Annotated in this window: 26 protein-coding genes; 8 read left to right on the top strand and 18 right to left on the bottom strand. The window is 68.0% G+C overall.

Annotation, left to right across the window (positions count from 1 at the left end; translation table 11 throughout):
- Position 1: 1 nt before the first annotated feature.
- The 16 genes from fliR to MARPU_RS06830 form a co-directional block, all read right to left on the bottom strand.
- The gene (gene fliR / locus MARPU_RS06905; RefSeq protein WP_005224620.1) at positions 2–775 is read right to left on the bottom strand and encodes a flagellar biosynthetic protein FliR; all 774 of its coding nucleotides are present in this window, start codon (positions 773–775) and stop codon (positions 2–4) included.
- 7 nt (positions 776–782) lie between these two features.
- Positions 783–1052, bottom strand: a complete 270-nt coding sequence (fliQ, locus tag MARPU_RS06900; RefSeq protein ID WP_005224619.1) for a flagellar biosynthesis protein FliQ — start codon at positions 1050–1052, stop codon at positions 783–785.
- A 10-nt stretch (positions 1053–1062) separates the two neighbouring features.
- Positions 1063–1806 carry a flagellar type III secretion system pore protein FliP gene (gene fliP / locus MARPU_RS06895; RefSeq protein ID WP_005224618.1) on the bottom strand — a complete coding sequence of 248 codons (744 nt, stop codon included), beginning with the start codon at positions 1804–1806 and terminating at the stop codon, positions 1063–1065.
- On the bottom strand, positions 1803–2231 hold the full coding sequence (fliO, locus tag MARPU_RS06890; RefSeq protein ID WP_005224617.1) for a flagellar biosynthetic protein FliO: 429 nt from the start codon (positions 2229–2231) through the stop codon (positions 1803–1805). Before fliO ends, fliP begins: the two co-directional genes overlap by 4 nt.
- Positions 2228–2683 carry a flagellar motor switch protein FliN gene (gene fliN / locus MARPU_RS06885; RefSeq protein WP_005224616.1) on the bottom strand — a complete coding sequence of 152 codons (456 nt, stop codon included), beginning with the start codon at positions 2681–2683 and terminating at the stop codon, positions 2228–2230. The genes fliO and fliN overlap by 4 nt, the downstream gene beginning before the upstream one ends.
- Complete coding sequence (gene fliM, locus MARPU_RS06880) at positions 2680–3678, bottom strand: flagellar motor switch protein FliM (protein ID WP_005224615.1); 999 nt, start codon at positions 3676–3678, stop codon at positions 2680–2682. The genes fliN and fliM overlap by 4 nt, the downstream gene beginning before the upstream one ends.
- A gap of 16 nt (positions 3679–3694) precedes the next feature.
- Positions 3695–4237, bottom strand: a complete 543-nt coding sequence (locus MARPU_RS06875; protein ID WP_005224614.1) for a flagellar basal body-associated FliL family protein — start codon at positions 4235–4237, stop codon at positions 3695–3697.
- Positions 4238–4507: 270 nt separating this feature from the next.
- Entirely contained in the window at positions 4508–5935 is a 1428-nt protein-coding gene (locus tag MARPU_RS06870) for a flagellar hook-length control protein FliK (RefSeq protein WP_005224613.1), read from the bottom strand.
- Positions 5936–6006: 71 nt separating this feature from the next.
- Positions 6007–6444 carry a flagellar export protein FliJ gene (gene fliJ, locus MARPU_RS06865; RefSeq protein WP_005224612.1) on the bottom strand — a complete coding sequence of 146 codons (438 nt, stop codon included), beginning with the start codon at positions 6442–6444 and terminating at the stop codon, positions 6007–6009.
- On the bottom strand, positions 6441–7820 hold the full coding sequence (gene fliI, locus MARPU_RS06860) for a flagellar protein export ATPase FliI (RefSeq protein WP_005224611.1): 1380 nt from the start codon (positions 7818–7820) through the stop codon (positions 6441–6443). The genes fliJ and fliI overlap by 4 nt, the downstream gene beginning before the upstream one ends.
- Positions 7817–8659: a FliH/SctL family protein gene (locus MARPU_RS06855; RefSeq protein ID WP_005224610.1), complete on the bottom strand. Its 843-nt coding sequence runs from the start codon at positions 8657–8659 to the stop codon at positions 7817–7819. Before MARPU_RS06855 ends, fliI begins: the two co-directional genes overlap by 4 nt.
- A complete protein-coding gene (gene fliG / locus MARPU_RS06850) occupies positions 8656–9666 on the bottom strand; it encodes a flagellar motor switch protein FliG (RefSeq protein WP_005224609.1) in 1011 nt (336 codons plus the stop codon). Before fliG ends, MARPU_RS06855 begins: the two co-directional genes overlap by 4 nt.
- A complete protein-coding gene (gene fliF, locus MARPU_RS06845; RefSeq protein ID WP_005224608.1) occupies positions 9656–11329 on the bottom strand; it encodes a flagellar basal-body MS-ring/collar protein FliF in 1674 nt (557 codons plus the stop codon). Before fliF ends, fliG begins: the two co-directional genes overlap by 11 nt.
- A gap of 37 nt (positions 11330–11366) precedes the next feature.
- Positions 11367–11702, bottom strand: a complete 336-nt coding sequence (gene fliE / locus MARPU_RS06840) for a flagellar hook-basal body complex protein FliE (RefSeq protein ID WP_025275171.1) — start codon at positions 11700–11702, stop codon at positions 11367–11369.
- A 257-nt stretch (positions 11703–11959) separates the two neighbouring features.
- A complete protein-coding gene (locus MARPU_RS06835) occupies positions 11960–13351 on the bottom strand; it encodes a sigma-54 interaction domain-containing protein (RefSeq protein WP_005224606.1) in 1392 nt (463 codons plus the stop codon).
- Between the two features lie 220 nt (positions 13352–13571).
- Positions 13572–14108: a PilZ domain-containing protein gene (locus MARPU_RS06830; protein ID WP_005224605.1), complete on the bottom strand. Its 537-nt coding sequence runs from the start codon at positions 14106–14108 to the stop codon at positions 13572–13574.
- A gap of 159 nt (positions 14109–14267) precedes the next feature.
- Here MARPU_RS06830 and MARPU_RS06825 point away from each other — a divergent pair, with 159 nt between their 5' ends.
- The gene (locus tag MARPU_RS06825) at positions 14268–14552 is read left to right on the top strand and encodes a late competence development ComFB family protein (RefSeq protein WP_005224604.1); all 285 of its coding nucleotides are present in this window, start codon (positions 14268–14270) and stop codon (positions 14550–14552) included.
- 15 nt (positions 14553–14567) lie between these two features.
- Here MARPU_RS06825 and MARPU_RS06820 read toward each other — a convergent pair whose 3' ends face one another.
- Positions 14568–14912, bottom strand: a complete 345-nt coding sequence (locus tag MARPU_RS06820; RefSeq protein ID WP_005224602.1) for a hypothetical protein — start codon at positions 14910–14912, stop codon at positions 14568–14570.
- A gap of 124 nt (positions 14913–15036) precedes the next feature.
- Here MARPU_RS06820 and MARPU_RS06815 point away from each other — a divergent pair, with 124 nt between their 5' ends.
- Both MARPU_RS06815 and MARPU_RS06810 read left to right on the top strand, forming a co-directional pair.
- Positions 15037–15786, top strand: coding sequence for an endonuclease/exonuclease/phosphatase family protein (locus MARPU_RS06815; protein ID WP_043762509.1), 750 nt, complete (start codon positions 15037–15039; stop codon positions 15784–15786).
- Between the two features lie 6 nt (positions 15787–15792).
- Positions 15793–17949: a VTT domain-containing protein gene (locus tag MARPU_RS06810; RefSeq protein WP_025275168.1), complete on the top strand. Its 2157-nt coding sequence runs from the start codon at positions 15793–15795 to the stop codon at positions 17947–17949.
- Positions 17950–17976: 27 nt separating this feature from the next.
- Here MARPU_RS06810 and MARPU_RS06805 read toward each other — a convergent pair whose 3' ends face one another.
- The gene (locus tag MARPU_RS06805; protein WP_005224599.1) at positions 17977–20826 is read right to left on the bottom strand and encodes a PAS domain-containing hybrid sensor histidine kinase/response regulator; all 2850 of its coding nucleotides are present in this window, start codon (positions 20824–20826) and stop codon (positions 17977–17979) included.
- A gap of 574 nt (positions 20827–21400) precedes the next feature.
- Between MARPU_RS06805 and MARPU_RS06800 the strand changes: the two genes are divergently transcribed.
- Genes MARPU_RS06800 through MARPU_RS06780 form a run of 5 tightly spaced genes read left to right on the top strand, consistent with a single transcriptional unit; the run spans position 21401 to position 26356 of the window.
- Positions 21401–22768, top strand: coding sequence for a V-type ATP synthase subunit B (locus MARPU_RS06800; RefSeq protein ID WP_005224598.1), 1368 nt, complete (start codon positions 21401–21403; stop codon positions 22766–22768).
- A 16-nt stretch (positions 22769–22784) separates the two neighbouring features.
- Positions 22785–23390 (top strand): V-type ATP synthase subunit D, encoded by a 606-nt coding sequence (locus tag MARPU_RS06795; protein WP_005224597.1) that lies wholly within the window; start codon positions 22785–22787, stop codon positions 23388–23390.
- Positions 23387–25192 carry a V-type ATP synthase subunit I gene (locus MARPU_RS06790; protein ID WP_005224596.1) on the top strand — a complete coding sequence of 602 codons (1806 nt, stop codon included), beginning with the start codon at positions 23387–23389 and terminating at the stop codon, positions 25190–25192. The genes MARPU_RS06795 and MARPU_RS06790 overlap by 4 nt, the downstream gene beginning before the upstream one ends.
- A complete protein-coding gene (locus MARPU_RS06785) occupies positions 25189–25635 on the top strand; it encodes an ATP synthase subunit C (protein WP_005224595.1) in 447 nt (148 codons plus the stop codon). The genes MARPU_RS06790 and MARPU_RS06785 overlap by 4 nt, the downstream gene beginning before the upstream one ends.
- Before the next feature lie 19 nt (positions 25636–25654).
- Positions 25655–26356 carry a hypothetical protein gene (locus MARPU_RS06780; protein WP_005224594.1) on the top strand — a complete coding sequence of 234 codons (702 nt, stop codon included), beginning with the start codon at positions 25655–25657 and terminating at the stop codon, positions 26354–26356.
- Positions 26357–26366: the final 10 nt, after the last annotated feature.

Here is a 26366-nt window from a genome sequence, read left to right as displayed (position 1 = left end):
GTCACACCCCGAGCAGCCGCTGGATCAGCAGGAACGCGGCGGTGAGCAGGTCCCCGATCCGTGCCGGCAGCCCCGGCAGGATCAGCATGATGAGCACGAATCCCATCAGCAGGGTCACCGGAAAACCGACCGCGAAGATGTTGAGCTGAGGCGCGGCACGGGTGACCACGCCCATGGCGAGATTGACCAGCAACAACGAGGCCACCGCCGGCAGCGCGATCAGCAAGGCGCCGGCGAACATGGTGGTACCGAACCCAGCGATGCGCCAGAAATCCTCGGCCACCAGCCCCTGCATCCCCACCGGCATCACCTCGAAGCTCAGGGTCATCAGCTGGAGCAACACCAGATGGGCATCGAAGGCGAGGAACAAGAGCGTGGTGAGGATCACGAAGTACTGCGACACCATCGGCACCTGTACACCGCCGGCGGGGTCGATCACCGAGGCGAAGCCCAGTCCCATCGACAAGGCGATGCTCTCGCCGGCCAGGGTCACGGCGGCGAAGACCAGCTGGGCGACGAAGCCCATCATGACACCGATCAGCACCTGCTGGAGGGCCACCACCAACCCCTCCATGCTGAGCGGATCAATGGCGGGAAACGGCGGCAACAGGGGCGCGACCAGGATCGCCAGCAGCAAGCCCAGCGACAGTCGGACACGGGCGTTGACGGTCCGGGCGCCGAAGATCGGCGCGACCAGCAGCATGGCGCTGATGCGCACGAAGGGCCAGACGAACATCCCCACCCACGCAAGCAGGGTGTCGATCGAGATCACCATGCGCGGCTCAACCGATCAGCTCGGGGATGCTGTGATAGAGCCTGATGGTGTAGTCGGTGACCAGCGCCAGCATCCAGTGGCCGGTGAACAACAACGCCACCCCCATGCCGAGCAGCTTGGGGATGAAGGTCAGCGTCATCTCCTGGATCTGGGTGGCGGCCTGGATCATCCCGATCGCCAGACCGACGGCGAGCGCGGTCAGCAGCGCCGGGGCCGAGAGCAGCACCACCACCATGCCCGCGTCCTTGCCGACGTCGATCACCATCTCGGGGGTCATAGCATCGTCCTCAACTGTAGAAACTCTGCGCCAGGGTGCCCATCAGCAGCGGCCAGCCGTCGATCAACACGAACAGCATGATCTTGAACGGCAATGAGATGATCAGCGGCGAGAGCATCATCATGCCCATCGACATCAGCACGCTGGCCACCACCAGATCGATGATCAGGAAGGGAATCAGGATGAGGAAGCCGATCTGGAAAGCGGTCTTGAGTTCGCTGGTGACGAAGGCCGGCACCAGCATGCTCAGCGGAATCGCCTCGGGCGAGTCGAAACCGTCGACGCCGCGGATCTCGGCGAACATCGCCAGATCGTTCTCGCGAGTCTGGGCGATCATGAAGCGACGCAGCGGCACCACCGCCTGCCCGATCGCCGCCTCGGTGCTGATCTCCTCATCCATATAGGGCTTGACTGCGCCGTCGTAGACCTCCTGAAACACCGGCGCCATGATGAACAGGGTGAGAAACAGCGCCAGTCCAAGGAGCACCTGGTTGGAAGGCGTCTGGGTGGTCCCCAGCCCCTGGCGCAGCAACGCCAGCACCACGATGATGCGAGTGAAGGAGGTCATCATGATCAGCACCGACGGCAACAGCGTCAGCAACGTCATCAACAACAGCACCTGGAGGGTAACCGAGTAGGTCTGCCCCCCGTCGGCGCCATTGGTGACGGTCACCGCGGTGAGCCCCCCCGGCTGCCCCAGGGCGAGCCCCGGCAGCAACAGCAACGCGAGCAGCAACCAGTGACGCGCGCTCACGACCGCCCCCGCCGTCCCAGGCTCTGCTTGAGCAGCGTGGCGAAATCGCCACCGCCACCGTTCTCCAGCGGCGCGACGCTCACCGGCTTGCGCAGCCGGTGCAGGGTACGCATGCCGGTGGCGCCGGCGGCGATCAGCAGCTGCTCCTCGCCGACCTGGACCAGCAGCAGTCGATCGCGCGCGCCGATGGCGCGGACCGCGAGGATCGAGATCGGCTGGTCAGCAGTCTGCCCCACCCCGCCGGGCAATCGGCGCAGCAGCCAGGCCAGGCCGAGGATGGCGGCGATCACCAGCACCAGCGCGCCGAAGAGCTGCGCCAGATATCCGGCGCTGGTCAGCTCAACCTCGGCGCACCAAGCCATCCCCGGAAACAGCGCCAGGGGCACGGCGAGGATTGGCGTCGGGCTCGACCGCATTGATCTCATTTGAGTTTTCGCACACGCTCGCTAGGACTGATGACGTCGGTCAGACGGATACCGAACTTCTCGTTGACCACCACGACTTCACCATGAGCAATGAGCGTGCCATTGACCAGGACGTCGAGCGGCGCGCCGGCCAGCCGGTCGAGTTCCACCACCGAGCCCTGATTGAGCTGGAGCAGGTTGCGGATCGGGATCCTGGCCCGGCCGATCTCCATCGAGATGGTCACCGGGACGTCGAGGATCATGTTGAGGTTGACGTTGTCCGACGGCGGCGTCTGGTTGTCGGTGAAGTCCTCCGGCGTCATCGGCTGTGGCGAGCCGGTGCCGAACTCGTGGATCGCCCCACCCGGGGTCGTCTGCGGCGGGGTATCGGACTCCTTCTGCTCCTCGAGCGCCGCCGCCCAGTCGTCGGCCAGCGCGGCATCGTCTTGGCCCTTGCCGTTTTCTGGACTCATGGCGTCGTCGTCTCCTTGTTCCCCTGCAGGAATTCAGTGATCTTGATGGCATTGTTACCGTTCGAGGTGCCGAACTTGCCCCGAAAGGTCGGGATGTCCTCAACATTGAGGACCACAGTCTCCGGCAGCTCGACCGGGATGATGTCGCCGGGTCCGACATCGAGCAGCTCGCGCACCGTCAAGGTCGCCTCGGTGAGCATCGAGAAGATCTCCACCTCGGCGATCTGCACCTCCTCCTGGAGCGCATGCAGCCAGCGCTCGTCGACCCCGGAGCGGTCGGACTGCAGACCGGTGTCGAGCAGCTCGCGGATCGGCTCGATCATCGAGTAGGGCAAGGTCACGTGGAGGTTGCCGCCACCGCCCTCGAGTTCGATGTGGAAATCGTTGATCACCACGATCTCGGTGGGACTGACGATGTTGGCGAACTGCGGGTTGACCTCCGAGTTGACGTACTCGAAGGTCAGGTCCATCACCGGCTCCCAGGCCTTCTTCATGTCGTCGAAGGCGGCATGGAGCAGGTTCTGGATGACGCGCAGCTCCATCGGGGTGAAGTCACGGCCTTCGATCCGCGAGTAATAGCGCCCGTCGCCGCCGAAGAAGTTGTCGACCAGGGTGAACACCAGCCGCGGGTCGAAGACGAACAACGCGGTGCCGTGCAGCGGCGTCACCCGCACCAGGTTGAGGCTGGTGGGGACGTAGAGCGAGTGGATGTACTCGGAGAACTTGGTGACCTTGGTGCCGACCACCGAGATCTCCGAGGAGCGACGCAACAGGTTGAACAGGTGCACGCGCAGATAGCGGGCGAAGCGCTCGTTGATCATGTCGAGCGTGGGCATTCGCCCACGCACGATGCGCTCCTCGCTGGCGAGGTTGAAGGGCCGGATCTGGCCATCGGCCGGATAGGGGTTGTCCTCGGTATCGATATCCCCGCTGTCGACACCGTGCAACAGCGCGTCGATCTCGTCCTGACTGAGGATGTCGGTCTGCTGGGCCATCGCCGCCTGTCCTCTGTTACTGCATCACCAGATCGGTGAACAGGACGCCCTCGATCTGCGCCGGCTCGCCGACCTTGATCAGTGCCGCGCCGAGCATCTCGGTGAGCGCCGCACGCAACGCGTCCTTGCCCTCCGGGGTGTTGAGCTGGGCGTAGTCCTGGGCGGCCAGATGAGCCAGGAAGTCGTTGCGGATCATCGGCATGTGTCTCTCGATGGCTGCGGCCACCGCCTCGTCGCGGGTCATCACTGTCACCCCGACACGGAGGAAGCGCACCGGCCCCTCGGCCGACAGATTGACTGTCATCGAATCGAGCGGACGGTAGATCATCGGTCCCAGCGGGGCCGCCGGGACAGCGGCGCCGGGCGCGGCCATCTCGGCACCCTGCTCGGCCGTCTCATCGCCCTCGGCCTCGGGATCGTCACCGCCCATCAGGAAGAAATAGGCCGCCGCCCCACCGCCGGCGAGGACCAGCACCACCAGCAGGATCAGGATGATCAGCTTCCACTTACCCGACGGTTTCGCGGCCTCGTCGGTCTCGGCCTTCTTGTTCTTCGCCATGGTTCACCCGAATTGACTGGCATCCGCGCGGGATGCGGATTGGCTCCATCCCTGGAGTTGATCGCGCCGCGATGGCAGAGACGACCCAGTGCGTCAGGATGTTGACGCCGCTGGGTACGGTGAGCCTCGGGCACGCGCCGGACGCGCGACACGGCCTCAGACCAGACCGCACGACCGCACATCCGCGCAGTCTATCAAAGCCCCGATGACTGGACGTAGGCAGGGAGGCGGGAGCGGCGCTCGACCGGAGGACGGTGAAGCGCACCGCTGTCAGACGAACAGATCGAGCCGTTGCGACAGGGCGCCGAGCGTGCTGTGAGTCAAGGACTCGCCCGTCTCACCCGAATCGCCCTCACCCGCATCACGACCGTCACCGGCGCGGCCGTCACCACCGGCCTGGGCGCCACCGTCGCGCTGCTGCGGCGGCTGATCGGCGATGGTGACCTCACCGAGCGACATCCCCTCCTGGGCCAGCGAGTCACGCAACCGCGGCAATGCCGCTTCGAGCACCTCGCGGGCGACTGGATTGGCGGCGAAGAACTGCACATTGGCCTTGTCGCCCTCCATCGCCACCCGTACCTCGAGCGCCCCCAGGCTCGGTGGATGCAGCTTGATCTCGGCCGCATCCTCTCCGGCGCGAGCCAGCCACTGCATGCGCTCGACCAGCGCACGCTCGCCCCCCGGGCGCAGCAGCTGCTGGAAGTCGAGCACCAGGGGGCGACTGGTCTCGGCGCCCGCCGACTGAGTCGTCGCGCCGGCGCCGGTCGGCGCCGACACCGCAAGCCGCGAGTCCTGGTCACGCCCCTGTTCGACAACCGAGGCGCCATCATGACCGCCCCAGCGCTGCAGCAGCTCGAACAACGCCTCACGCGAGAACTCGCGCCCCCCGTCGGTCTCCGGCTGAAGTGCGCGCGTCAGCGCCGGCGACAGGACAGCAAGATCATCACCCCCCCCCGACCTCACCGCCCCCCCGAGCAGCACCTCGGGATCGGCATCGCTGCCAGCCGTCGTCACCGACTGCAACAACGAGCGCAGGGCCGGCGCCAGCGTCTCGAGCCCGCTCTCGGTCGACGCCCCGCCCCCCTGCTGCTGGAGCAGTGCCGCCAGGCTTGCACGCTCCGCCGCCGCAAGCTCGACGCTGCTCGTCTCGCCTCGCAGCAGTGCCCGCAGCCGCGCCACCAGGTCGTCGCCGCCATCGCTGCCATCTGCCACCTCTGCGCCATCTGCAGCGATGGTCACGGCATCGAGCTGGGCCTGCAGTGCGTTGAGCAGGGCCTCGCCGCGCGCCGCCATCTCCTCACCGGGCAGCGGCGCGCCAAGCGCCCGGCCCTGTTCGAGCGGGAGCTGTTGCAACGCGGCGAGCACCACGGCCTCCCCTGTGCTCGGCTCGCTGGCCGGGAGTGCGGGTGCCAGCACGTCCCCGCTCGGGACGGCGCCACTGGGCACCTCGGTGGGGCGTTGCTGGAGCAAGGCGAGCAGCGAGGCGAGCGCCTCATCCGGGGTCTCGGCCCCCTGCAACTCGGAGTCGAGTTCTTCGAGGTCGACACCCCAGCCCGAGAGCAGTTCGCGCAGCTGGCCCTCGAGCGCCTCGGTGAAGGCGCCGCCCTCCCCCGCGGGATCAACCGCCGCCCCGGCCGTGGCGCCGGAGAGCAGCTGCAACAGGCCATACGGCTGTAACTGGGCTGTTTGCGCTTGCATGACCGCGATCCTCGCTATTGGTGAAGGGGGCTTGCACCGCCCCGGTTAGGCGCCCGGCGCATCAGCGGGGCTCATTCCTGATGGCGCTGATCGAAGGCGCGACGGGTCGCCCACATGTCCTGTTCGCGCTGCTGGCGACGCCCTTCCTGGAGCGCCTCCTGCTCACGACGTCGCTCGATCAGCTTATCCAGCGACAGGCTCGCCTGATGACGTTCGAGCCAGACCGCACGGGCCTGATCGACCTGTGCCTGAGCGGCATCGACACGCAGTTCCTGCTGATCGAGGGCCTCGCGCAACTGATCACGCATCCGCGCCAACTGCTTGAGCATGTTGACATCCTCCGGCACCAGGGCGTTCAGATAGTCGTTGAGATAGCACTCGAGCTGCTCGCGCTGGGCCTCGATCTGATTGAGGGTGTCGAGCCGCGCGGCGAGGCCCACCGCGGCCTCGTTCTCCTGCGCCTCGCGGATGCGCAGCAGACGCTTGAAGCGACGGATGCCGGCGCTCATGGCCCACCCCGCATCAGCGCGATCAGGCCGTCGCGGGCCTCCTCGAAGGTCACGCACTCGGTGCGCTGCTGGGCGAGATAGGCCTCGAGACGGGGATGCATCGCCACCGCCTCGTCGAGCTGGGGATCGGTGCCCTTGCGATAGGCGCCGACAGCGATCAGGTCGCGGTTGGCGGCATAGGTAGCCATCATGCCGCGGAAGCGCCGCGCCGCCTGCTCGTGCTCGGGGCTGATCAGCGCGCTCATCACCCGCGAGACCGAGGCGCCAACGTCGATCGCCGGATAGCGCCCGCTCTGGGCGATTTCGCGCGAGAGCACCACGTGGCCGTCGAGGATGCCGCGCGCGGCATCGACGATCGGGTCGTTCTGGTCGTCGCCCTCGGCGAGCACGGTGTAGAAGGCGGTGATCGAGCCACCGCCCCTGTCGCCGTTGCCGGCGCGCTCGACCAGCGCGGGCAGGCGCGCGAACACCGAGGCCGAATAGCCCTTGGTCGCCGGTGGCTCGCCGATGGCCATGGAGATCTCACGCGCGCCCTGGGCGAAGCGCGTCAGCGAGTCCATCAGCAACAGTACGTCGAGCCCCTGGTCGCGGAAGTACTCGGCCACCGTGGTCGCCACCAGCGCGCCGTGCTGGCGCAGCAGCGGCGACTGGTCGGCCGGCACCGCCACCACCACGGTGCGCCGGCGCGACTCGTCGTCGAGGATGTCGTGGATGAACTCGTTGACCTCGCGACCACGCTCGCCGATCAGGCCGACGACGATGACATCGGCGGCGGTGAACCGGGTCATCATCCCCAAGAGTACGCTCTTACCGACGCCGCTGCCGGCGAACAGACCGAGGCGCTGACCGCGCCCGACGGTGAGCAGTCCGTTGAGGGTGCGCACGCCGACGTCGAGCTGGGTGCGGATCGGGTCGCGGGTGAGCGGATTGATCGGGCGCCCGTCGATCGGCATCTCCTGCTGCGCGCGCAGCGGCCCGGCGCCGTCGAGCGGCTCGCCGTTGGCGTCGATCACCCGCCCCAACAACTGCGGCCCGACGGCGATACGCCGCTGCTGGTCGAGCGGCTCGATCCGCGCCCCCGGCACCAGCCCCTCGATCCGCCCCTCGGGCATCAGGAAGGTACGCTCGCCCTGGAAGCCGACCACCTCGGCCGAGACCCGACCACCGCCGGCGGTATGGATGGCCGCGCGCCCGCCGACCGGTAACCGGATCCCCTCGGCCTCAAGGGTCAGCCCAACCATCCGCGAGAGCTGCCCCTCGGGCTGCGGCGGCACCACCTTGTCGATGCGCCGGCCCGATTGCGCCAGGCGTTCGCGCAACCCGCTGACCAGCTCGCGGGTGCCCTGCTCGCGCAGTCCATCGATCAGCTCGCTCATCGCTGCTCGACCTCTTCATCGGCCAAGGGTTCGTGCGTCGGCTCGGGCGCGGCATCGGTGTCCGCGACCGGCGCATCCACCGGGGCCGCTCGCGACGAGGGCTCGGCACCGCCTGCCACGGGCTCATCCGCCGCCGGCTCGACCTCGCCCCAGAGCGCCTCGACACCCTGGCGCAGCCGCTCCTCAAGCGTGGCGTCGATCCGGCTCGGGCCGCTCTCGACGAGACAGCCGCCACGGGCGACCCCCGGGTCCGGGCGCCAGCTGATGCGCTCGTCACGGTCCCGGGCATAGGCCTCGAGGATCTGCGCATCCTCGGGGTTGATGCGCACGCGGATCTCGCGATTGCGCGAAGGCAACTGTCCGAGCGCACTGCCGAGCACCCGGGCGACGTGCTCCGGGTGCTGCTCGAACTCGGCCATCACCACCCGTCGCGCCATCGCCACCACCAGCGCCAGCAGCTCGGGCTCGAGGGCATCGGCGGCGGCGGCCAGGGGATCGGCGAGATCGCGCGCCACACCCTCGAGCGCCTCGACTGTCTCGCGCACCTTCTTGTCGTAGCGCGCCCGGCCCTCCTTCTCCGCCTCACCCTGGCCGAGTTCGCGCCCCTCCTTGTAGCCGGTCTCGAAACCGGCCTCGTAACCGGCATCACGCGCGGCCTGCTCGATCGCCTCGATCTCGGCGGCGGTCGGCAGGTGGCGCTCTGGCTCGGGCTCGAACTCGGGTTCCGGCTCGGGTGCCGGCTCAGGCGGTGGCGGTGCGCCGACATCCGGTGGCTGCCAGCGTTGCACCGGCCCGTCGAGCAGGTCGGCATAGAGCACCGAAGACCCCGAGCCGCTCACACCATCTGCTCCCCGCCGGCCCCGCCGAGCACGATGTCACCGCTCTCGGAGAGTCGACGCGCGACGGCGAGGATCTCTTTCTGCGCGCCCTCGACATCGCTCAGACGAACCGGCCCCTTGGCCTCGAGATCCTCGCGCAACATCTCGGCGGCGCGCTTGGACATGTTCTTGAAAATCTTGTCCTTGAGCGCGTCATCGGCGCCCTTGAGCGCAAGCACCAGCGAATCGGTGGAGATCTCGCGCAGCAGGGTCTGGATACCGCGATCGTCGACGTCGACCAGGCTCTCGAAGACGAACATCAGCTCCTGGATGCGTTCGCCGAGATCCTCGTCGACCTGGGTGACCCCGGACATCACGTTGGTGCTCTGCGAGGCGTCCATGAAGTTGAGGATGTCGGCGGCGGTCTTGACCCCGCCGACCATCGAGGACTTGGCGGTGTTCTTGCCCGAGAGCTGGCGCTCGAGGATCTCGTCGAGTTCGTGGAGCGCGGCGGGCTGGACGCCGTCGAGGGTGGCGATGCGCAGCACGATATCCGACTGCATCCGGTCGGGGAGATAGGAGAGGGTCTCGGCGGCCTGATCGGCGTCGAGGTGCGAGAGCACGATGGCGACGATCTGCGGGTGTTCGTGGCGGATCATCTCGGCGATGGCGCGTGGGTCGAGCCACTTGAGCGCCTCGAGCCCCTTGGAGTTGCGCCCGAGCAGGATACGGTCGATCAGCCCCGAGGCCTTGTCCTCGCCGAGCGCGGAGTTGAGCACCGAGCGCACATAGTCCTCGGCGCCGATGCCGAGCGAGGTGTGCTCCATAGCCGTCTCCGAGAAACGTTTCAGCACATAGTCGATATCGGTGCGCGAGACCCGCTCGAGAGAGGCCATGGCGGTGCCGATCTTCTGCACCTCCTTCGGTCCCATGTGCTTGAGCACGTCGGCCGCCGCCCCCTCACCGACGCTCATCAGGAAGATCGCCACCTGTTCGGGGCCGGGGCGCTTGGACGGATCAGTTGCCATCTTCGTTCAGCCAGCTCTTCATCACCTGTGCCACGCGTTTCGGATCCTCTTTGACCAGCTCGCGCACGGCCTCGAGATCGACCTGCTGCTGATCGCCCTCCTTCGGGCCGGTGAGCGCGGCGATCGCCGCGCTCTGCTGGGTGATCGCCACGGTGTCCTCGCCGAGTTCGCCCTCGCCGCCCATGCCGGCGCCGCCGCCGACACCACCGCCCTCGCCCGACTGGTCCTCGAGCGCGGCGGCGGCCTCGTCGGCCGACGGCGGCGCGAGCTGGCGCACCGCCGGACGCACGATGGTCAAGAGTACCATCAGCGCGAGGATCAACCCGGCGCCGATCTTGGCCAATTCGAGGAACCACGGCTGGGTCCAGACCGGCTCGGCATCGGCAGCGTCAGCGGGCGTGAACGAGGCGGTGATCACGTTGAGCGAGTCGTTGCGCGCATCGTCGAATCCCACCGCCTCGCGTACCAGCGCGCGGATGCTCGCCAACTCCTCCTCCGAGCGTGGCACCCGCACCATCTCGCCTTCCTCGTTGAATTCCTCGCGATAATCGACCACCACCGCCGTCGACAGCCGGCGGATATTGCCCGGCATCTCACGCACATGCGAGATCGCACGATCGATCTCGTAGTTGCGCGTCTTCTGCATGCTGCGACTGCTCGGCATCATCGGATCGGCCACCGGCGCCTCGCCGACGGCGCCGCCGTCCGGCGGCTGGTTGGTCAGGGCGCCGGGGATACCGCCGATCGCCGGATCGCTGCCGACGCGCTCCTGCTCGCTGAGCTGCTCGGAGCGCACCGCGGTGCGCTCGGGGTCGAACGACTCCTGGGTGCGCTCGACGCGCGAGAAGTCGATATCCGCGGCCACCTGCACCCGCACCCCGTCGCGCCCGAGGATCGGCACCAGCAGGGTCATCACCCGATCGACATAACTGCTCTCGAGACGACGGATGTAGTCGAGCTGGTCGGCCGAGGTCGAGAGCCCCATCTCGTCATCGTTGCTGGTGAGCAGCCGACCGTGCTGGTCGACCACGGTGACCTGCTCGGGATCGAGCGCCGGAATGCTCGAGGAGACCAGATGGACGATGGCTGCGACCTGGGTGTCGTTCAAGGCCCGGGTGCCACGCAGATGGACCACCACTGAGGCGCTCGCCGGCTTGCGCTCGCGCACGAACACCGAGCGCTCGGGCAGCGCAAGATGGACCCGCGCGCGCTCGACCGGCTCGAGAGCCGCGATCGAGCGTCCCAGCTCGCCCTCGAGCGCACGCTGGTGGCGCGCGCCCTCCATCAGCCGACTGGCGCCGAATCCCATGTCCTCCTGCAGCAGCTCAAAGCCGAAATCCGAGGTGCGCGGCAACCCCTGACCGGCAAGCAGCAACCGGGTCTGGGCGATCTTGGCCTGGGGGATCTCGATCCGACCGGACAGCTCATCGATGCGATAGGGCACGCCGAGCTGATCGAGCGCCTGCACCACCTCGGCCGCCTCGGCATTCTCCATCCGCGAGAATAGCGGCGCATAGGTCGGACGCATCGACCAGTAGAGGATGGCGCCAGCCACCACCAGACCACCAGCGATCATCCCCAGCAACGCGATCTGCCGACCCACCGGCATTTCGTTGAAGGTCTTGATTCCAGTAGAAAAGGCGGCTGTCAGCGAAGACGCCATGGATGAATTTCTCCGTGGATCCGCGCGCCGTCAGCGCTCAGACCTGCATGCTCATGACTTCCTGGTACGCCGACAGCAGTCGGTTGCGCACCTGATTGGTCGCCTCGAAGGCGAGACTCGACTTGTTCATCGCCACCATCACCTGCGGCAGACTGGTATTGGCCTCACCGAGTTCAAAACTGGTCTGCACCTGCTTGGCCTCCTGCTGCAACGCATTGACCGAGCGCAACGAATCGCGCAGCGCGGTGGCGAACTCACCGCCCTCGCTCGGCGCCGTCGGCTGCTGCGTCGCCGGCATGCTCCCCTCGACCCGTCCCGACTGCGAGAGCGCGCGCATCTGCTGCAAGACGTTCTGGATCTGCATGTCACTCACGTTCACAATCTCCCATCTCATCAATCCTCGTGGTCCGGCTGGATACGCAGGTGCAGCGGCGTACCCGACCTTGGACGCGATTGGGATATTGCAAATTAAGTGCCAAAACCTCAGGCGTGGCGGCAGAGCCTGGCGGACAAGGGCTGCGGCAGGACTGCGCAGACCCGGGCGGGCGCGACGAGTCGCCTCACCCCAGGCGAGACGTCGAATTCTTGACGGCCAATCTCGGTCTCCCGCTCGGCTCGGGAGATGTCTTGCTAGCCGCCACCGCGCCCCAGTCCGAATTTGCGCATGCGTTCGACCAGGGTGGTGCGGCGCATCCCCAAGCGGCGCGCGGCGCGCGCCACCACCTGCTCATTCTGCTCCAGGGCGGTGACGATCATGCGGCGTTCGAGTTCGTTGAGATAGCCGCGCAACGCTACCCCCTCCGGCGGCAACGCATCCTCCTCACCAGCGGCCGGGCGCGGCGGAGCGACAACCGGCGGCGGCTCCGCTGGCAGAGCGTCGAGCACCTCGGCGGCCGCTTCCGGTCGAAAACGTGGCGGCAACTGCGCCAAGTCCACCGCCTCTCCCGGATAGAGGATCGCCAACTGCTCGAGCAGATTGGAGAGTTCACGCACATTGCCAGGCCAGGGCAGCTGCGCGAGGTGCGCGATGACGGCTGGAGTCAACCGCGCGGTCTCCACCGATTGCTCGCGCAGACGCTCCTCGAGCGCGACGATCAGCAGCGGGATATCGCTGCGGCGCTCGCGCAGCGCCGGCAGCTCGATGGGAAAGACGTTGAGACGGAAGAACAGATCCTGGCGAAAGGTGCCGGCATCGACGGCATCCTGGAGGTTGCGATGGGTCGCCGAGATGATCCGCGCCCGCGCCTGGATCGGCTTGTTGGAACCGACCCGCTCGAAGGTCCGCTCCTCGAGCACGCGCAGCAGCTTGACCTGCATCGGCAGTGGCATGTCGCCGATCTCGTCGAGAAACAGCACGCCATCGGCGGCGAGTTCGAAGCGCCCGGTGCGAGCGGTGAAGGCCCCAGTGAAGGCGCCTTTTTCATGACCGAACAGCTCGCTCTCGAGCAGGTCGGGCGGGATGGCGCCACAGTTGACGGCGACGAAGGGCTTGTCGCAACGCGACGAGGCGGCGTGGATCGCGCGCGCCACAACTTCCTTGCCGGAACCGGTCTCGCCGAGAATCAGCACCGTGGCATCACTGTTGGCGACCTGACCGATGGCGCGCTTGACCCCGCGCATGATCGGATGTGCACCGGTCAGCCCCTCGAGCCCGGGCACCTCGCGGGCATCGATCGCGCCCGTTCGCAGCCATTGCAGCACCGCCAGCACCCGCCCCACGACAGGCGGTTCGTCGACCACACAGACATGCCCCGGCAGCGCCTCGCGGGCACCGTCGAGCGGTTGACAGATCAGCGGCAGGGAGGCTGGATGGACACGCTCGAGCTGTCGGGCCAGACGCGCCCCCGGCGCGCACAGCCAGAGCGCCGAGAGTGACGCCGTGTCGAGTTCGTCGAGGGCCTCGAGTAGTTGCACCTCGCAGCCGAGGAACTCCAGGATATGTCCGGTCCTGTCGCGCGCCGGCTGATCGCCGAACACACCGATCCGCACGCCTTGCTCAAATGGGTTGCCCTCTCTCGGCATCGTAAACGCAATCCTTCCGCGGTGAACGCAGCCCCGCGCTCGTGACACTCGCGACCGCGACACGCGGAAGGCGAGCAGACGGCCGCCGAACCGGCTTGCTGTTTGCTCCGGAGAGGGCGCATCGCGATTCTTGATGGAGCGTCGAGTTTCTAACGTCCGCGTCGGCCACTGTCAAGCACGCGCCCCCCGTGGTGCGACCGAAGGCGCGCTATCGCCCACTCTAGCGCCGCGCCCGCGCCACCGCGCGCCGATGCATCCGAAACACCCAACGCCCCAGCGCCTCGCGCAGTCCGTCATCACTGAAGCACCAGCGCGCGCCCATCACGCCATCGAGTTCGCAGACCGCCTCGAGGCCGAGCACCAGGGGCTGGGCGAAGGCGGCCGAGGGGTAGAACTCGAGCCGATCATCGGTGGTCTCGAGCAGCGCGGCAGGCAGCACCACCCCCTCGGCGCTCAGCGTCGCGCTCACCGGCGCCGGGAGCTGTTCCTGCATCCAGGTCGAGAGCAACTGCATCAGCAGATCGACCTTCGCCTCGAGGCGCTGCAACTCCAGCGAGGGCGTCTCGTCGCGCCCACCGCGCCTGCCGTCCTCAAGCATCGCAATGGCATCGAGCAGCCGAATCCCCGACTCCGCCAGGGTCGGGGCGCGCCGGCTCGGCGCCAGCGCCAGCACCAGGGTAACGGCCAGGCCCTCGCCCAGCACCCCCCGCCACGCAGCGGGGATGGTGGTATCGGTCGAGCCGTGTCGATCGCGCATCTTCGCTCCTTTGGGGTCGAACTCGGAACCTGACGAACGACGGCGCCCCGCGCCATGGTCGCGATCGCGAGGCTTCGGCTAAGATAGCGCCGATCCATGGTGCATCGTGCCCACCCGGGGCCGGCGCCATCCCGATAGGCAGAACCGGAGTCGACCGCCATGCTCTCCAGCATCGAGAATCACTATGAACGCCTGGTCGCCGCGCGTATCAGCGAGCTGCTCGCCGAGCGCGGCGAAACCTTCGACGCGGGCTACTTCGACGATCTCGCCTGCGTCGCGCTCAATTATCTGCCACCACGCTACGTACGCCACAGCATCGACTTCGCCTCGCACCAGAGCGACGAGGAACGCTCGCGCATGGCCGAGGAGGTCGCGGATGCCGTGGCCTTCGCCTTCGAGACCACCCGCCGGCGCCGCACACCGCGCACCCACGAGGAAGACTGAGCCCGACGGCGAGGCTCAGGCCTCGGCGTCGAACGACCCGCGCGCCGGCGGCGCCGGCCCGGGATCCAGCGCCGCGCTCAAACGTGCCTCCCCGCTCGTCTGCACGGTCGTGGAAGCGGGCTCGGCGGTGTACTCCCCGGCCTCGAGCGCGAGCCGGACGCGGGCGCCAATCTCGCCACCCAGCGCCGCGCCGTCGCGCGCCTGCTCACCGCTCGGGCGACGCGGGCCGACCGCCTCGGGATCGTTGACCGGGCGCGTCGACTCGGGGCGGGTGGCCAGCCGCCCGAGTCCGAGCCGCTCCGACATGCTCGGGCGCGCGCCGCTGGGGACGAAGGGAACCGAAACCGGGACATCGATCATGGTGCTCACTCCTGCGCTGACGCTGAACCAACACGCCTTGCGACATCCTTTTCGTCTGCCCACAGTATAGGGGAGCCGGCCCGGGGACGACGTGGCTGCGGTTGAATCACGCCACGCGGCAGCCATGTCATGGAACATGATGGCCGACCAGGACCCGCGCCAGCGGCTGCGTGTGGTCACCTACAACATCCACAGTGGGATCGGCCGCGATGGTCGCCGCGACCTCGGACGCATTGCCACGGTGCTGCGCGCGCTCGATGCCGACCTGGTCGCGCTCCAGGAGGTTGACTCGACCCCGACAGCGCAAGCCCCCTCGGCACAGATGCACGAGCTGGCGCAACTGGGCGACTATCACGCCATTCCCGGCCCGACCATCCTCACCCCCGAGCGTCACTACGGCAACGCCCTGCTCACCCGGCTGCCGGTCATCGCACTCACCCGCCTCGACCTCAGCGAACGCCGGCGCGAGCCGCGCGGTGCCATCGTCGCCGACCTGCGCACCGCGCACGGCACCGCGCTGCGCTGTCTCGCCACCCATCTCGGGCTGAAGACCTGGGAGCGGCGTCGCCAGGTCGAACGCCTGCGCCCCTGGATCAGCGACTCACCCGCCCCTCTGGTGGTACTGGGCGACTTCAACACCTGGTGGCCACTGGCACGGACCGAGCGCCAGCTCTCCCGGCTGCTCGGCCCCAGCCCGAGGCTCGCCAGCTTCCCCGCCGCCTGGCCGCTGCTCGCGCTCGATCGCGTCTGGGCCCGACCGGCGGGGCTGCTGCAGCGACTCGAACGCTGCTGCGACCCACGCGCCCGCATCGCCTCCGACCACCTGCCACTCCACGCAGAACTGGCGCTGCCGCGCGCCACCCGAACAGGATGACCCCCGATGGAACGTCACGCGCCCAACCCAGTGCTGATACCCGGCGAGACCTGCTGGCAGATCACCGGCACCCGCCGTCTGGCTCCACTGATCGATGGCGAACGCTACTTCGCCACCCTGCGCCGGGCACTGATCGATGCCCGGCATCGCATCCTGATCCTCGGCTGGGACCTGCACAGTCAGCTCGAGCTGGTGCGCGAGGACCCCGGCGACGGGCTGCCGACCCGACTCGGCGAGCTGCTCCATGCCCTGCTCGAACGCACCCCCGGGCTTGAGGCCTGGATCCTGCTCTGGGACTATGCGCCGATCTACGCGCTCGAGCGCGAACCGCTGCTCTTCGGCATCCACCCCTGGCGCCAGCACCCTCGCCTGCACTTCGCCCTCGATGACAATCATCCGCTGGCGGCCAGTCACCACCAGAAGCTGGTGGTCATCGACGACGCACTGGCCTTCTGCGGCGGCTTCGACCTCGGCAAATGGCGCTGGGACAGCAGCGCGCACCAGGCCGAGGACGCCCGCCGACGCGACCCCGACGGCAAACCCTACCCGCCCTTCCACGACCTGCAGTTGATGGTCGACGGCGAGAGCGCCGGCGCGCTCGCCGAGCTGGCGCGCACGCGCTGGGCGCGCTGCGGCGAGGAGACGCCCGCGCCGAGCCCACCACCGGAGCACGACCCCTGGCCCGAAGGGGTCGCTGCGCTGCTGCACGACCAGCCCTGCGCCATCGTCCGCACCCGGCCGCAGCAGCCGGCGCGCGACAACCAAGCGCCGGAGCAGGAGGTGCGCGAGGTCGAGCAGCTCTATCTGGCGCTGTTCGCACGCGCCGAGCGGTTGATCTATCTCGAGAACCAGTACCTGACCTCGACCACCCTGTGCAGCGCGCTGTGCGAACGCCTCGGCGAGACGCAGGGCCCGGAGGTGGTGATCGTGCTGCCACACGAGACTGGCGCCTGGCTCGAACAGCACACCATGGACATTCTTCGTGCCCGTCAGCTCGAGCGCCTGCGCGAGGCCGACCGGCACGCTCGACTGCGCGTCTACCACCCCGAGGTTCCCGGCCTCGAGAGCGGCTGCCTGATGGTCCACGCCAAGCTGGCGATCGTCGACGACCGCTGGTTGCGGGTCGGATCGGCCAATCTCAGCAATCGATCGATGGGGCTGGATACCGAGTGCGATCTCTGTCTCGAGGTCGGCGAGGAGGAGGGACGGGCGCGTATCGCCGCGCTGCGCCGCGAACTCATCGGCAACCTGCTCGGCTGCGAGCCGCAACACCTGGCAAGCGCCGAACGGAAGGCCGGTGGACTGATCGGGGCGATCGAATCGATCCGCGCCGACATCCCCCCGGGGCGCAATACCCTGACCCCGCTGGAAGGCGCCGTCGACCCGGAATGGAAGCGCCAGCTCCCCGACGAGCGGCTGATCGACCCCAAGCGCCCGCTCAACGTCCTCGATGTCGGCGATGCCGTGGTCGGGCGTCGTCACCTGCCGCACGCGCGGCGCCGGCTCAGGTTCGGGATCGCGCTGGTCGCGCTGCTCGCTGCGCTGGCGATCCTCTGGCGCTGGAGCGGGGTGGGCGAATCACTCGACCCACAGCAGCTCGCCACGCAACTGACCGATCAGCTCCACGCCCCCTGGGGGCCGGCGCTGGTGCTTGCGGGTTTCGTCGTCGGCAGTCTGCTGGCGATCCCGGTGACCCTGCTGATCCTGGTCACCGCGCTGGTCTACGGCCCCCTGGCCGGGGCCAGCTATGCCCTGCTCGGCTCGCTGCTCGCGGCGCTCGCGACCTACGGGCTCGGCGCCTATCTCGGCCGACCCGCCGTCGACCGGCTCGCCGGCGGGCGCATCCACCGTCTCAGCGAGCGCCTGGCGCGACGCGGCATCCTCACCATCATCGCCGTGCGCATCGTCCCGGTCGCCCCCTTCACCCTGCTCAACCTGCTCGCCGGAGCCTCGCACATCCGCCTGCGCGACTACGCCATCGGCACCCTCATCGGCATGCTGCCCGGGGTGGCGGCGATGGCGGTGTTCGCCGAGGGGTTGATGGCATTGCTGCGCCGCGCCGGTCCCGAGCAGTTCCTGCTGCTCACCCTGGCGCTGGCGCTGATCGTCGGGCTGACCCTGCTCGCCCGACGTCTGCTGACGGTGTTCACCGAACAGCGCTGAGCGCTCGCCGCGGCGCTCCGGTCGAACTCAGCCGCGCTCGGGAGCGGCGACGATCGCCGCGAGCAGCTGCCCCTGGAGGACCTCGGCGCGCGCCAGCGACACCTCGAGTATCTCGATCTCGGTCTCATCGCGCAGCGCGACGTCGAGAGTGCGGCACAACCGCTGCAACTCGACGAACCCCAGGGTCCCGGCGACACCGCTCAATGCATGCGCGAGCCGCCGCGCCTGATCGCGATCGCCCGACTGCAACGCCTGGCGCAGCCGGGCGAGATCCTCGCGATGATGCTCCGCGTACATGCCGACCAATCGCGTATAGACCTCGCGCTTGCCATGCAGGCTCCTGAGAGCAAAGCTCAGATCGACATGACCGAGCTGCGCGAGCCGCTCCAGGACGTCGCCGGTGGCGACCTTCTCCTCGCGCCTCTCCGCCCCTCCGTGCACAACACCGCTCGGCGCGGGAGTGCTCGGTGTCCGGGTCATGGTGCGCGAGAGCCAGTCGAGCAGGGTGGCATAGAGGGTTTGGGGGTCGACCGGCTTGGAGACATGGCCGTTCATCCCCGCCGCCTCGCAACGGCGCCGGTCGTCATCATAGGCATTGGCCGTCATCGCGATGATCGGGCGCTCCTCCCAGCCTGGCAATCGACGCAACCGTCGGGTGGCCTCGAGCCCGTCCATCTCGGGCATCTGCAGATCCATCAGGACCAGGTCGTAGTGAACGCGCCGCGCCATGGTCACCGCCTCGCGACCATTGTTGGCGACGTCGACCTCCAGCCCGACGTCCTTGAGGATCTCGGCGGCGACCTCCTGATTGACCAGATTGTCCTCCACCAGCAGGATCCGGGCACCGCGGTGCTGCTCGCTCAGCCGCGCCGCGGCGTCCGCCTCCTCGCACGGCATGCCGAGTTCGACCAAATCCTGATTCTCGGCCTGACCGAGCCAGGCGGTGAACCAGAAGGTGCTGCCCTTGCCGGGAACGCTCTCGACCCCGGTCTGCCCTCCCATCATCAGCGCCAGCCGGCGAGTGATCGCCAACCCCAGTCCACTGCCCGAATAACGACGGGTGGCGGAATTGTCGACCTGGGTGAAGGGCTGGAACAGCTGCTTGAGATCGGCCGACTCGATGCCGATCCCGGTATCGGTGACGGCAAAGCGGATCAACAGTCGCCTGCCACGGGTCTCGAGGACCTCGGCACGCAGCAGGATGCGGCCCTCGTGGGTGAACTTGATCGCATTGCCCAGATAGTTGAGCAGTGCCTGACGCAGTCGCGTACTGTCGCCATGGAGCACCGCCGGCAGTCCCTCGGCCTTGCAGTCGAGCGCCAACCCCTTGGCCGCGGCCTGCGCCTGGACCAATGCCTCGACCTGGTTGAACAGCTCGGCGATGGCGAAGTCGTGGTTCTCCAGCGTGAGCTTACCGGCCTCGATCTTGGAGACATCGAGGATGTCGTTGATGATCGACAACAGGTGATTGGCTGCCCCCTTGATCTTGGCCAGGGTGGCACGCTGCTGCGGCGTTGCCATCTCGCGCCCGAGCAGGTAAGTCAACCCGAGGATGGCGTTCATCGGCGAGCGGATCTCGTGGCTCATGTTGGCGAGAAAGGCGCTCTTGGCCCGGCTGGCTTCCTCGGCGCGCTCACGCGCCTCGGAGAGCTGACGAGTGCGCGCCGCGACCAGCTCCTCGAGATGGTCGCGATAGCGCTCGAGTTCCTCGGCGATACGCTTCTTCTCGGTGACGTCCTCCTTGACCGCGACATAGTGGGTGATGCGCCCGTCGGGCTGACGGATCGGCGCGATCACCGCCATCTCGATGTATTCGCTGCCATCCTGACGGCGGTTGACGAACTCGCCGCGCCACACCTCGCCACGGGCCAGCGTGGCCCAGAGATCGCGATAGACCGAGCGCGGCGTACGCCCCGACTGGAGGATGCGCGGGTTGGCGCCGATCAGCGCCTCGCGGGCATAGCCGCTGTTGTGCACGAAAGCCTCGTTGACATACTCGATAGTGCCATCGGGGTCGGTGATGGCGATGCTCTCCGGGCTCTGTTCGATCGCCAGGGAGAGCTTGCGGATGTGTTCCTCGGCGGCCTTGCGCTCACTCAGGTCGATATCGACGCAATACATCTGCGGCTCGCCGTCCGGACCGCGCAACATCACGTGACTGGAGAAGACGTGCGCCGGCGAGCCGTCGGCGCGACGCAGAGTCATCTCCCCGGCCGGGGGAACCGGAGCACCGTGGACCCAGGAGTCGACGGCGCTGATCACGTAGTGGCGCAGCGCCTCGGGGATGATCAGGTCTTCGAGCTTGACGCCAAGCGCCTCGGCCGGGCGATAGCCGTAGAGCACCTCGCTGGCCGGGTTCCAGTAGATTACCCGGCGGTTGCGATCGTAGCCCTGCACCGAGATCGCCTCGACCTGCTCGAACAAGGCGTGGAACCGGGTCTCGGTATCCCAGGCCGCCTCGGCGGCACGACGACGTTCGGTGACATCGCGCGCGCTGCCGAGCAGCGCGAATCGCCGCCCCCGCTCATCGCACAAGAGCGCACAACTGATCTCGAACCAGCGCGACTCGCCACCCTCGGCCCCCTCGAGACGTTGGTCGCGGCGTGACTCGCCCCCCTCACCGAGCACCGCAGCGGTCTGCTCGCCGAGCGCGGTGGCAAACCCCGACGGGAACAGGTCGGCATCGGCACACCCGATCGCCTGCTCGGCGGTGATCCCGAAGTGCTGCTCGAAGGCAGGGTTGCAGTACAGGTAGCGGCCATCCAGGTCCTTGACCCAGGTGGGGTCGGGGAGCTGACGCACCAGGTTCTCGAAAAAGGCTTCGACGTCCGCGGACTTACGGGCCCCGCGCTCGCCAAGTCGAAAAAGCCATGCCATGGATACTCGTCGGAAATCGCTCGATCCGTTGTTGCAAGACTCGCGCACCCATCGCCAGTCACGACGGACTGTCGGGTGTCGCGCACGCCCGGGTCGTCAACGTGATGTTCGTCTCCGACGACTTGTTCCACACCGCACGCCCGCGATGTCGTCCACCCCAGTCAACGCGTGACGCGCCCTCGGTGACTGCGCACCCACCCCGGTCTCTCGGCAGGATACGCCCTGGCCAACCCTTAAAGTCAGACCCCTTTGTTAAATCTCGCCCCGAGGAGCAGGGTCGCTCACCTGTTTCTGGCGTCCGGCACCTTGCTTGTCAAGCCTGGAGAGGCGCCACTCGTCTGCCCGAACACACCCGACAGCAGACCGTGAAAAACCGGCCCTGGCGTCTACAGACGTATGTTTCGACAAGAAAAACACGAGGCGCTGAGAGCCTTGGATGAAGCATTCCAGAGCCATCGCGCGCGCGCGGGGCGGGCCGCCGCCAGCTGGAGCCATCGAGACGATGCTGATACCATCGACGACGAGCAGGCCCGAGGCACCCGCCCCGCGCCAGACCAGCACGGAGACCCTCAAGGTGACCCAAACCCTGGTTCGCTACTCCAAGGTCGTCGAAATCGTCGGTGACATCCTCAAGGTGAGGGTCCCGACTCGCGGCGGCAACACCCAGACCCGTGTCGCCTTCGACGACCTGGCGCTGGTCGAGGATCCCGGCGGCGGCTTCAGCTCGCTGGCGCGCGCCATCCGCATCGACCGCGACCTGGTCTCGCTGCAGGTCTTCGCCGGCACCAAGGGGCTGTCCACCGAGGCCTCGGTGCGCTTCCTCGGCCACCCGATGCAGGTCACCTATTCGGCCAATATCCTCGGGCGGGTGTTCCGCGGCGACGGCGAGCCCTTCGACACCGCCCCCGACCTCTCCCAGGATCCCAAGCTCGACATCGGTGGTCCGCCGGCCAACCCCGCGCGCCGCCTGCTCGCCTCGAAGATGATCCGCACCGACGTGCCGATGATCGACGTCTTCAACTCGCTGGTCGAGAGCCAGAAGATCCCCATCTTCTCGGTCGCCGGCGAGCCCTACAACCAGCTGCTCGCGCGCATCGGCATCCAGGCCGACGCCGACATCGTGGTGTTCGGCGGCCTCGGCCTGATCTTCGACGACTATCACTACTTCCTGCGCCGCTTCGAGGATGCCGGCGTGTTCGCCCGCACGGTGATGTTCGTCAACCTCGCCTCCGACCCCGTGGTCGAGCGGCTGCTGGTGCCGGACATGGCGCTGGCGGTGGCCGAGCGCTTCGCCGTCGAGGAAGGCAAGCGGGTGCTGGTGCTCCTCACCGACATGACCGCCTATGCCGACGCCATGAAGGAGGTCGGCATCGCGATGGAGTCTGTCCCCTCGAACCGAGGCTATATGGGCGACCTCTACTCCCAGCTCGCGCGCCGCTACGAGAAGGCCGCCGACTACAAGGACGGCGGCTCGCTGACCATCCTCTCGGTCACCACCATGCCCGGCGACGACGTCACCCATCCGGTCCCGGACAACACCGGCTACATCACCGAGGGGCAGTTCTATCTACACGATGGCGTCATCGACCCCTTCGGGTCGCTGTCGCGACTCAAGCAGCACGTCATCGGCAAGGTCACCCGCGAGGACCACGGCCAGATCATGAACACCATGATCCGTTTCTACTCCGGCGCTCGCGACGCCGAGCAGAAACAGGCGATGGCCTTCGAACTCTCCGAATTCGACCACCGCCTGCTCAGGTTCGGTCGGCTGTTCCGTGAGCGCTTCATGAACATCGAGGTCAGCCTGCCGCTCGAGGCCGCGCTCGATCTCTGCTGGCAGACCTTGGCCGAGTGCTTCGAGCCCGCAGACCTGTTGATGAAGCAGCAGCTCATCGACAAGTACTTCCCCCGTCTCGACGACCCACACGACGCGGTCGCCTGACCCCGGGAGCGCGGCCATGGCACGACTGAGCCTGAGCAAGTCATCGCTGGCCAAGCAGCAGCGCCAGCTCCAGACCTTCGAGCGCTATCTGCCCTCGCTCGACCTCAAGCGCCGCCAGCTGCTCGCTGAGCGCGCTCGCGCCCAGGAGGAACGCGCCGCGCTCGAGGACGAGATCGAGGTGCTGCGCGACTTGGTGCGCGAGCGACTGCCGATGCTCGCCAACCTGGAGATCCCGCTCGCCGAACTGGTCCGCGTCGAGCAGATCCGCATCGACGAGGAGAACCGCATGGGCACGCGCTTGCCCCGCCTCGTCGCGGTCCACTTCGCCCGCGCCGACTACGGTTGCCTGAGCCGCCCGCACTGGGTCGACCCACTGGTCGAGCGGCTCGAACAGATGCTCGAACTGCGCATCCGGCTGCGTTTGCAGCAACAGCGTGTGACCCTGCTCGAGACCGCGGTGCGCAAGGTCACCCAGCGCGTCAACCTGTTCGAGAAGGTGCTGATCCCACGCACCCGCGCCCACATCAAGCGCATCCGCGTCGCCCTCTCGGATGCCGAGCGCGCCGCCGTGGTGCGTTCCAAGATCGCCAAGGCCAAGCGTCAACGGGGAGGTCTGGCATGAGCATCATGACGATGCGCCGCGTCACCCTGGCCGGACTCGCCGCCGACAAGGACGCGGTGCTCGAGCAGCTCCAGCAGCTCGGCTGCATGCACCTGGTCGAACTCGGCGGCCATCCGCGCGAGCCCGAGCACACGCCCTCGCCCCACGCCCTGGAGGCGCGCAAGGCGCTGCGCCATCTGCGCGAGGTGCCGGACAAGCGCCGCCAGGTCCGCGAGCCGACCGACTTCGACCTCGCCGCGACCATCGCCCAGGTACTCGACAACCAGCAGCGGCTGCGCGACATCAGCGATCGCCGCGACGCCCTGCGCCAGCGTCTCGCCGAACTCGAACCTTGGGGGGAGTTCAGCCTCCCCGAGCCGGCGGCGCTCGCCGGACGCAAGCTGTGGTTCTACATCCTGCCGCTGCGTCAGCTCGACGCCCTCGAGCGACTCGAACTGCCCTGGCAGATCGTCCATCGCGACCACCGTCAGGCCTGGGTGGTGGTGATCGCCGAGCGCGAACCGCCGGCCGACGCCCTGCCGGTAGCCCGCACCCACACCGGCGCGCTCAGCCGCTCCGAGGTCGCGCGCCGGCTCGAACGCGCCGAGATCGAACTCGAAACGGTGATCGCCGAGCGTCACGCGCTCACCCGTTGGATCTATCTGCTCTCCTCGCATCTTGCCGAGGCCGAGGACCTGGCCGGGCTCAACTACGCCCGCGCCCAGACCTATGACGACGAGGCACTGTTCCTGGTCCAGGGCTGGGTCGCGCTCGAGGACTGCCCCGGCGTGCAGGCGCTGGCCGACCAACTCGGCCTCGCGCTGCTGCTCGAGGCCCCGGGCGATAGCGATCAGCCGCCGACCCGGCTCGACAATCCGGCCCCGGTGGCCGCCGGCCAGGACCTGGTCGGCTTCTACCAGATGCCGGCCTATCGCAGCTGGGACCCGTCACGGGTGCTGTTCTTCTCTTTCACCCTGTTCTTCGCGATGATCCTCTCCGACGCCGGCTACGCCTTGGTGCTCGGCGCCGGGTTGGCGCTCGGCTGGCGCCGACTCGGGCACAGCGAGACCGGGGGACGGCTGCGCCTGCTCGCGCTCGCGCTGTGCGGCGGGGCGCTGCTCTGGGGGATCCTGGTGGGGAGTTACTTCGGCGTCACGCCAGCGCCCGACGGACTGCTCGGCCAGCTCAGGGTCTTCGATCTCGACGACTTCGCCACCATGATGTGGCTGTCGGTGGCAATCGGCGTGCTCCACCTGGTGCTGGCCAACGTCGAGCGCGCGCTGAGCAGCGCTCCCGGAGCCGAGCGCCGCATCGCGCTCGCCTGGGTCGCCGCCCTGCTCGGCGGCTTCGCGCTGTGGAGCGGCACCGGCCCGAGCGGACCGGCCTGGCTCGCCACCCTCGGCCAGTGGCTGCTCGGCGGTGGTCTGATCGCACTCTTCGCGCTCGGCAGCGACCGTCAGATACGCGGCCCAACCTCGGCGCTGTTGCGTCTGCTCGACGGTCTGCGCCAGCTCGCGCGCGTCACCCAGGCCTTCGGCGACGTGCTCTCCTATCTGCGCCTGTTCGCGCTGGGGTTGGCCTCGGCCTCGCTCGCGCTAACCTTCAACGAGCTGGCGCGCGACGTCCAGCAGGGCCAGCCCGGACTCGGACTGCTGCTCTCGATCCTCATCCTCCTCGTCGGTCATGTCCTCAACCTCGCGCTCTGTCTGATGAGCGGCGTGGTGCACGGACTGCGTCTGAACTTCATCGAGTTCTACAACTGGGCGCTGGCCGGCGAGGGCTATCCCTTCAGGCCCTTCAAAAAGACGGAGCTGAGCGAATGAACGAACTGGTGATTGCACTGGGTTGGGCGGGGCTGTGCGGTGCCATGGCGCTCGGCGCCATCGGCAGCATCATCGGCTGCGCGATCGCCGGTCAGGCGGCGATCGGCGCCATGGTCGACACCGATTCCGGCTACGGCCGCTATATCGGCATCTCGGTGATGCCCTCCTCCCAGGTCATCTACGGCATCGTGATCATGTTCACCCTGCAGCGCGAGGTCACCGTCGACACCGCCCCGGCGCTGTTCGGCATCGGCATCCTCGCCGGGCTGGCGCTGCTGTTCTCGGCGGTACGTCAGGGCCAGGCCTGTGCCTCGGCGATCCACGCGAGCAAGACCAAGCCCGAGATCTTCGGTCTGTCGCTGGCCCCGGCGGCGATCGTCGAGGGCTTTGCGGTGTTCGCCTTCGTCTTCGCGCTGGTGCTCGCCGGCGGCATCCCGGCCTGAACCGGGGGGAGCTGAACAGATGACCACCACAGACAGCGGCATCCCCGAGGGGCTCGCCTCCTCCGGTATCGAGACCCTGATCACGCGACTGCGCGAGGAAGGGGTGAGCGCCGGGCGCGATCAGGCCGCCGAGATCGAGCGCGCCGCGCGCCGTCAGGCCGGCGAGATCGAGCGCGCCGCCAATGAGCGCGCCGCGGCCATCGTCGAGGAGGCACGGCGCGAGGCCGAGGCCCTACGCAAGGGCGGCGAGGAAGCGCTGCGCATCGCCATGCGCGACACCGTGCTGCGGCTCAAGTCCGAACTCTCCGATCGCTTCAGTGACGAGGTCAAGCGGCTGATCGCCGCCGAGTTAGAACAACAGAGCTTCCTCCAGCAGCTGATCCTCGAGGTCGGTCGCGCCGCACGCGAGGAGGCCGGGATCGATGCCGGCCAGGCGGTCGACATCCAGCTGCCCCAGGCGCTGGTCGGTCCCGAGGAGCTGCGCCGTAACCCGCTGGAGCTGCGCGAGGGCTCGCTGTCGCACTTCGTGCTCTCGATCGCCGGCAACGTGCTCGCCGAGGGTGTGACCTTCAGCGTCGGCGACGACGACAGCCAGGGCATCCGTCTCTCGCTGCGCGACCAGGACGTGCAGATCGACCTCACCGACGACAAGGTCGCCGCGCTGCTGCTCGCCCACCTCCAGCCTCGCTTCCGCGCCATCCTCGAGGGGATGGTGAAATAGCGGGGTGGCG

The organism is Marichromatium purpuratum 984 (assembly GCF_000224005.2).
Taxonomy (GTDB): Bacteria; Pseudomonadota; Gammaproteobacteria; order Chromatiales; family Chromatiaceae; genus Marichromatium; species Marichromatium purpuratum.
The sequence above is the reverse complement of the archived record's forward strand: the minus strand, read 5'-3'. Positions and strand labels throughout refer to the sequence as shown.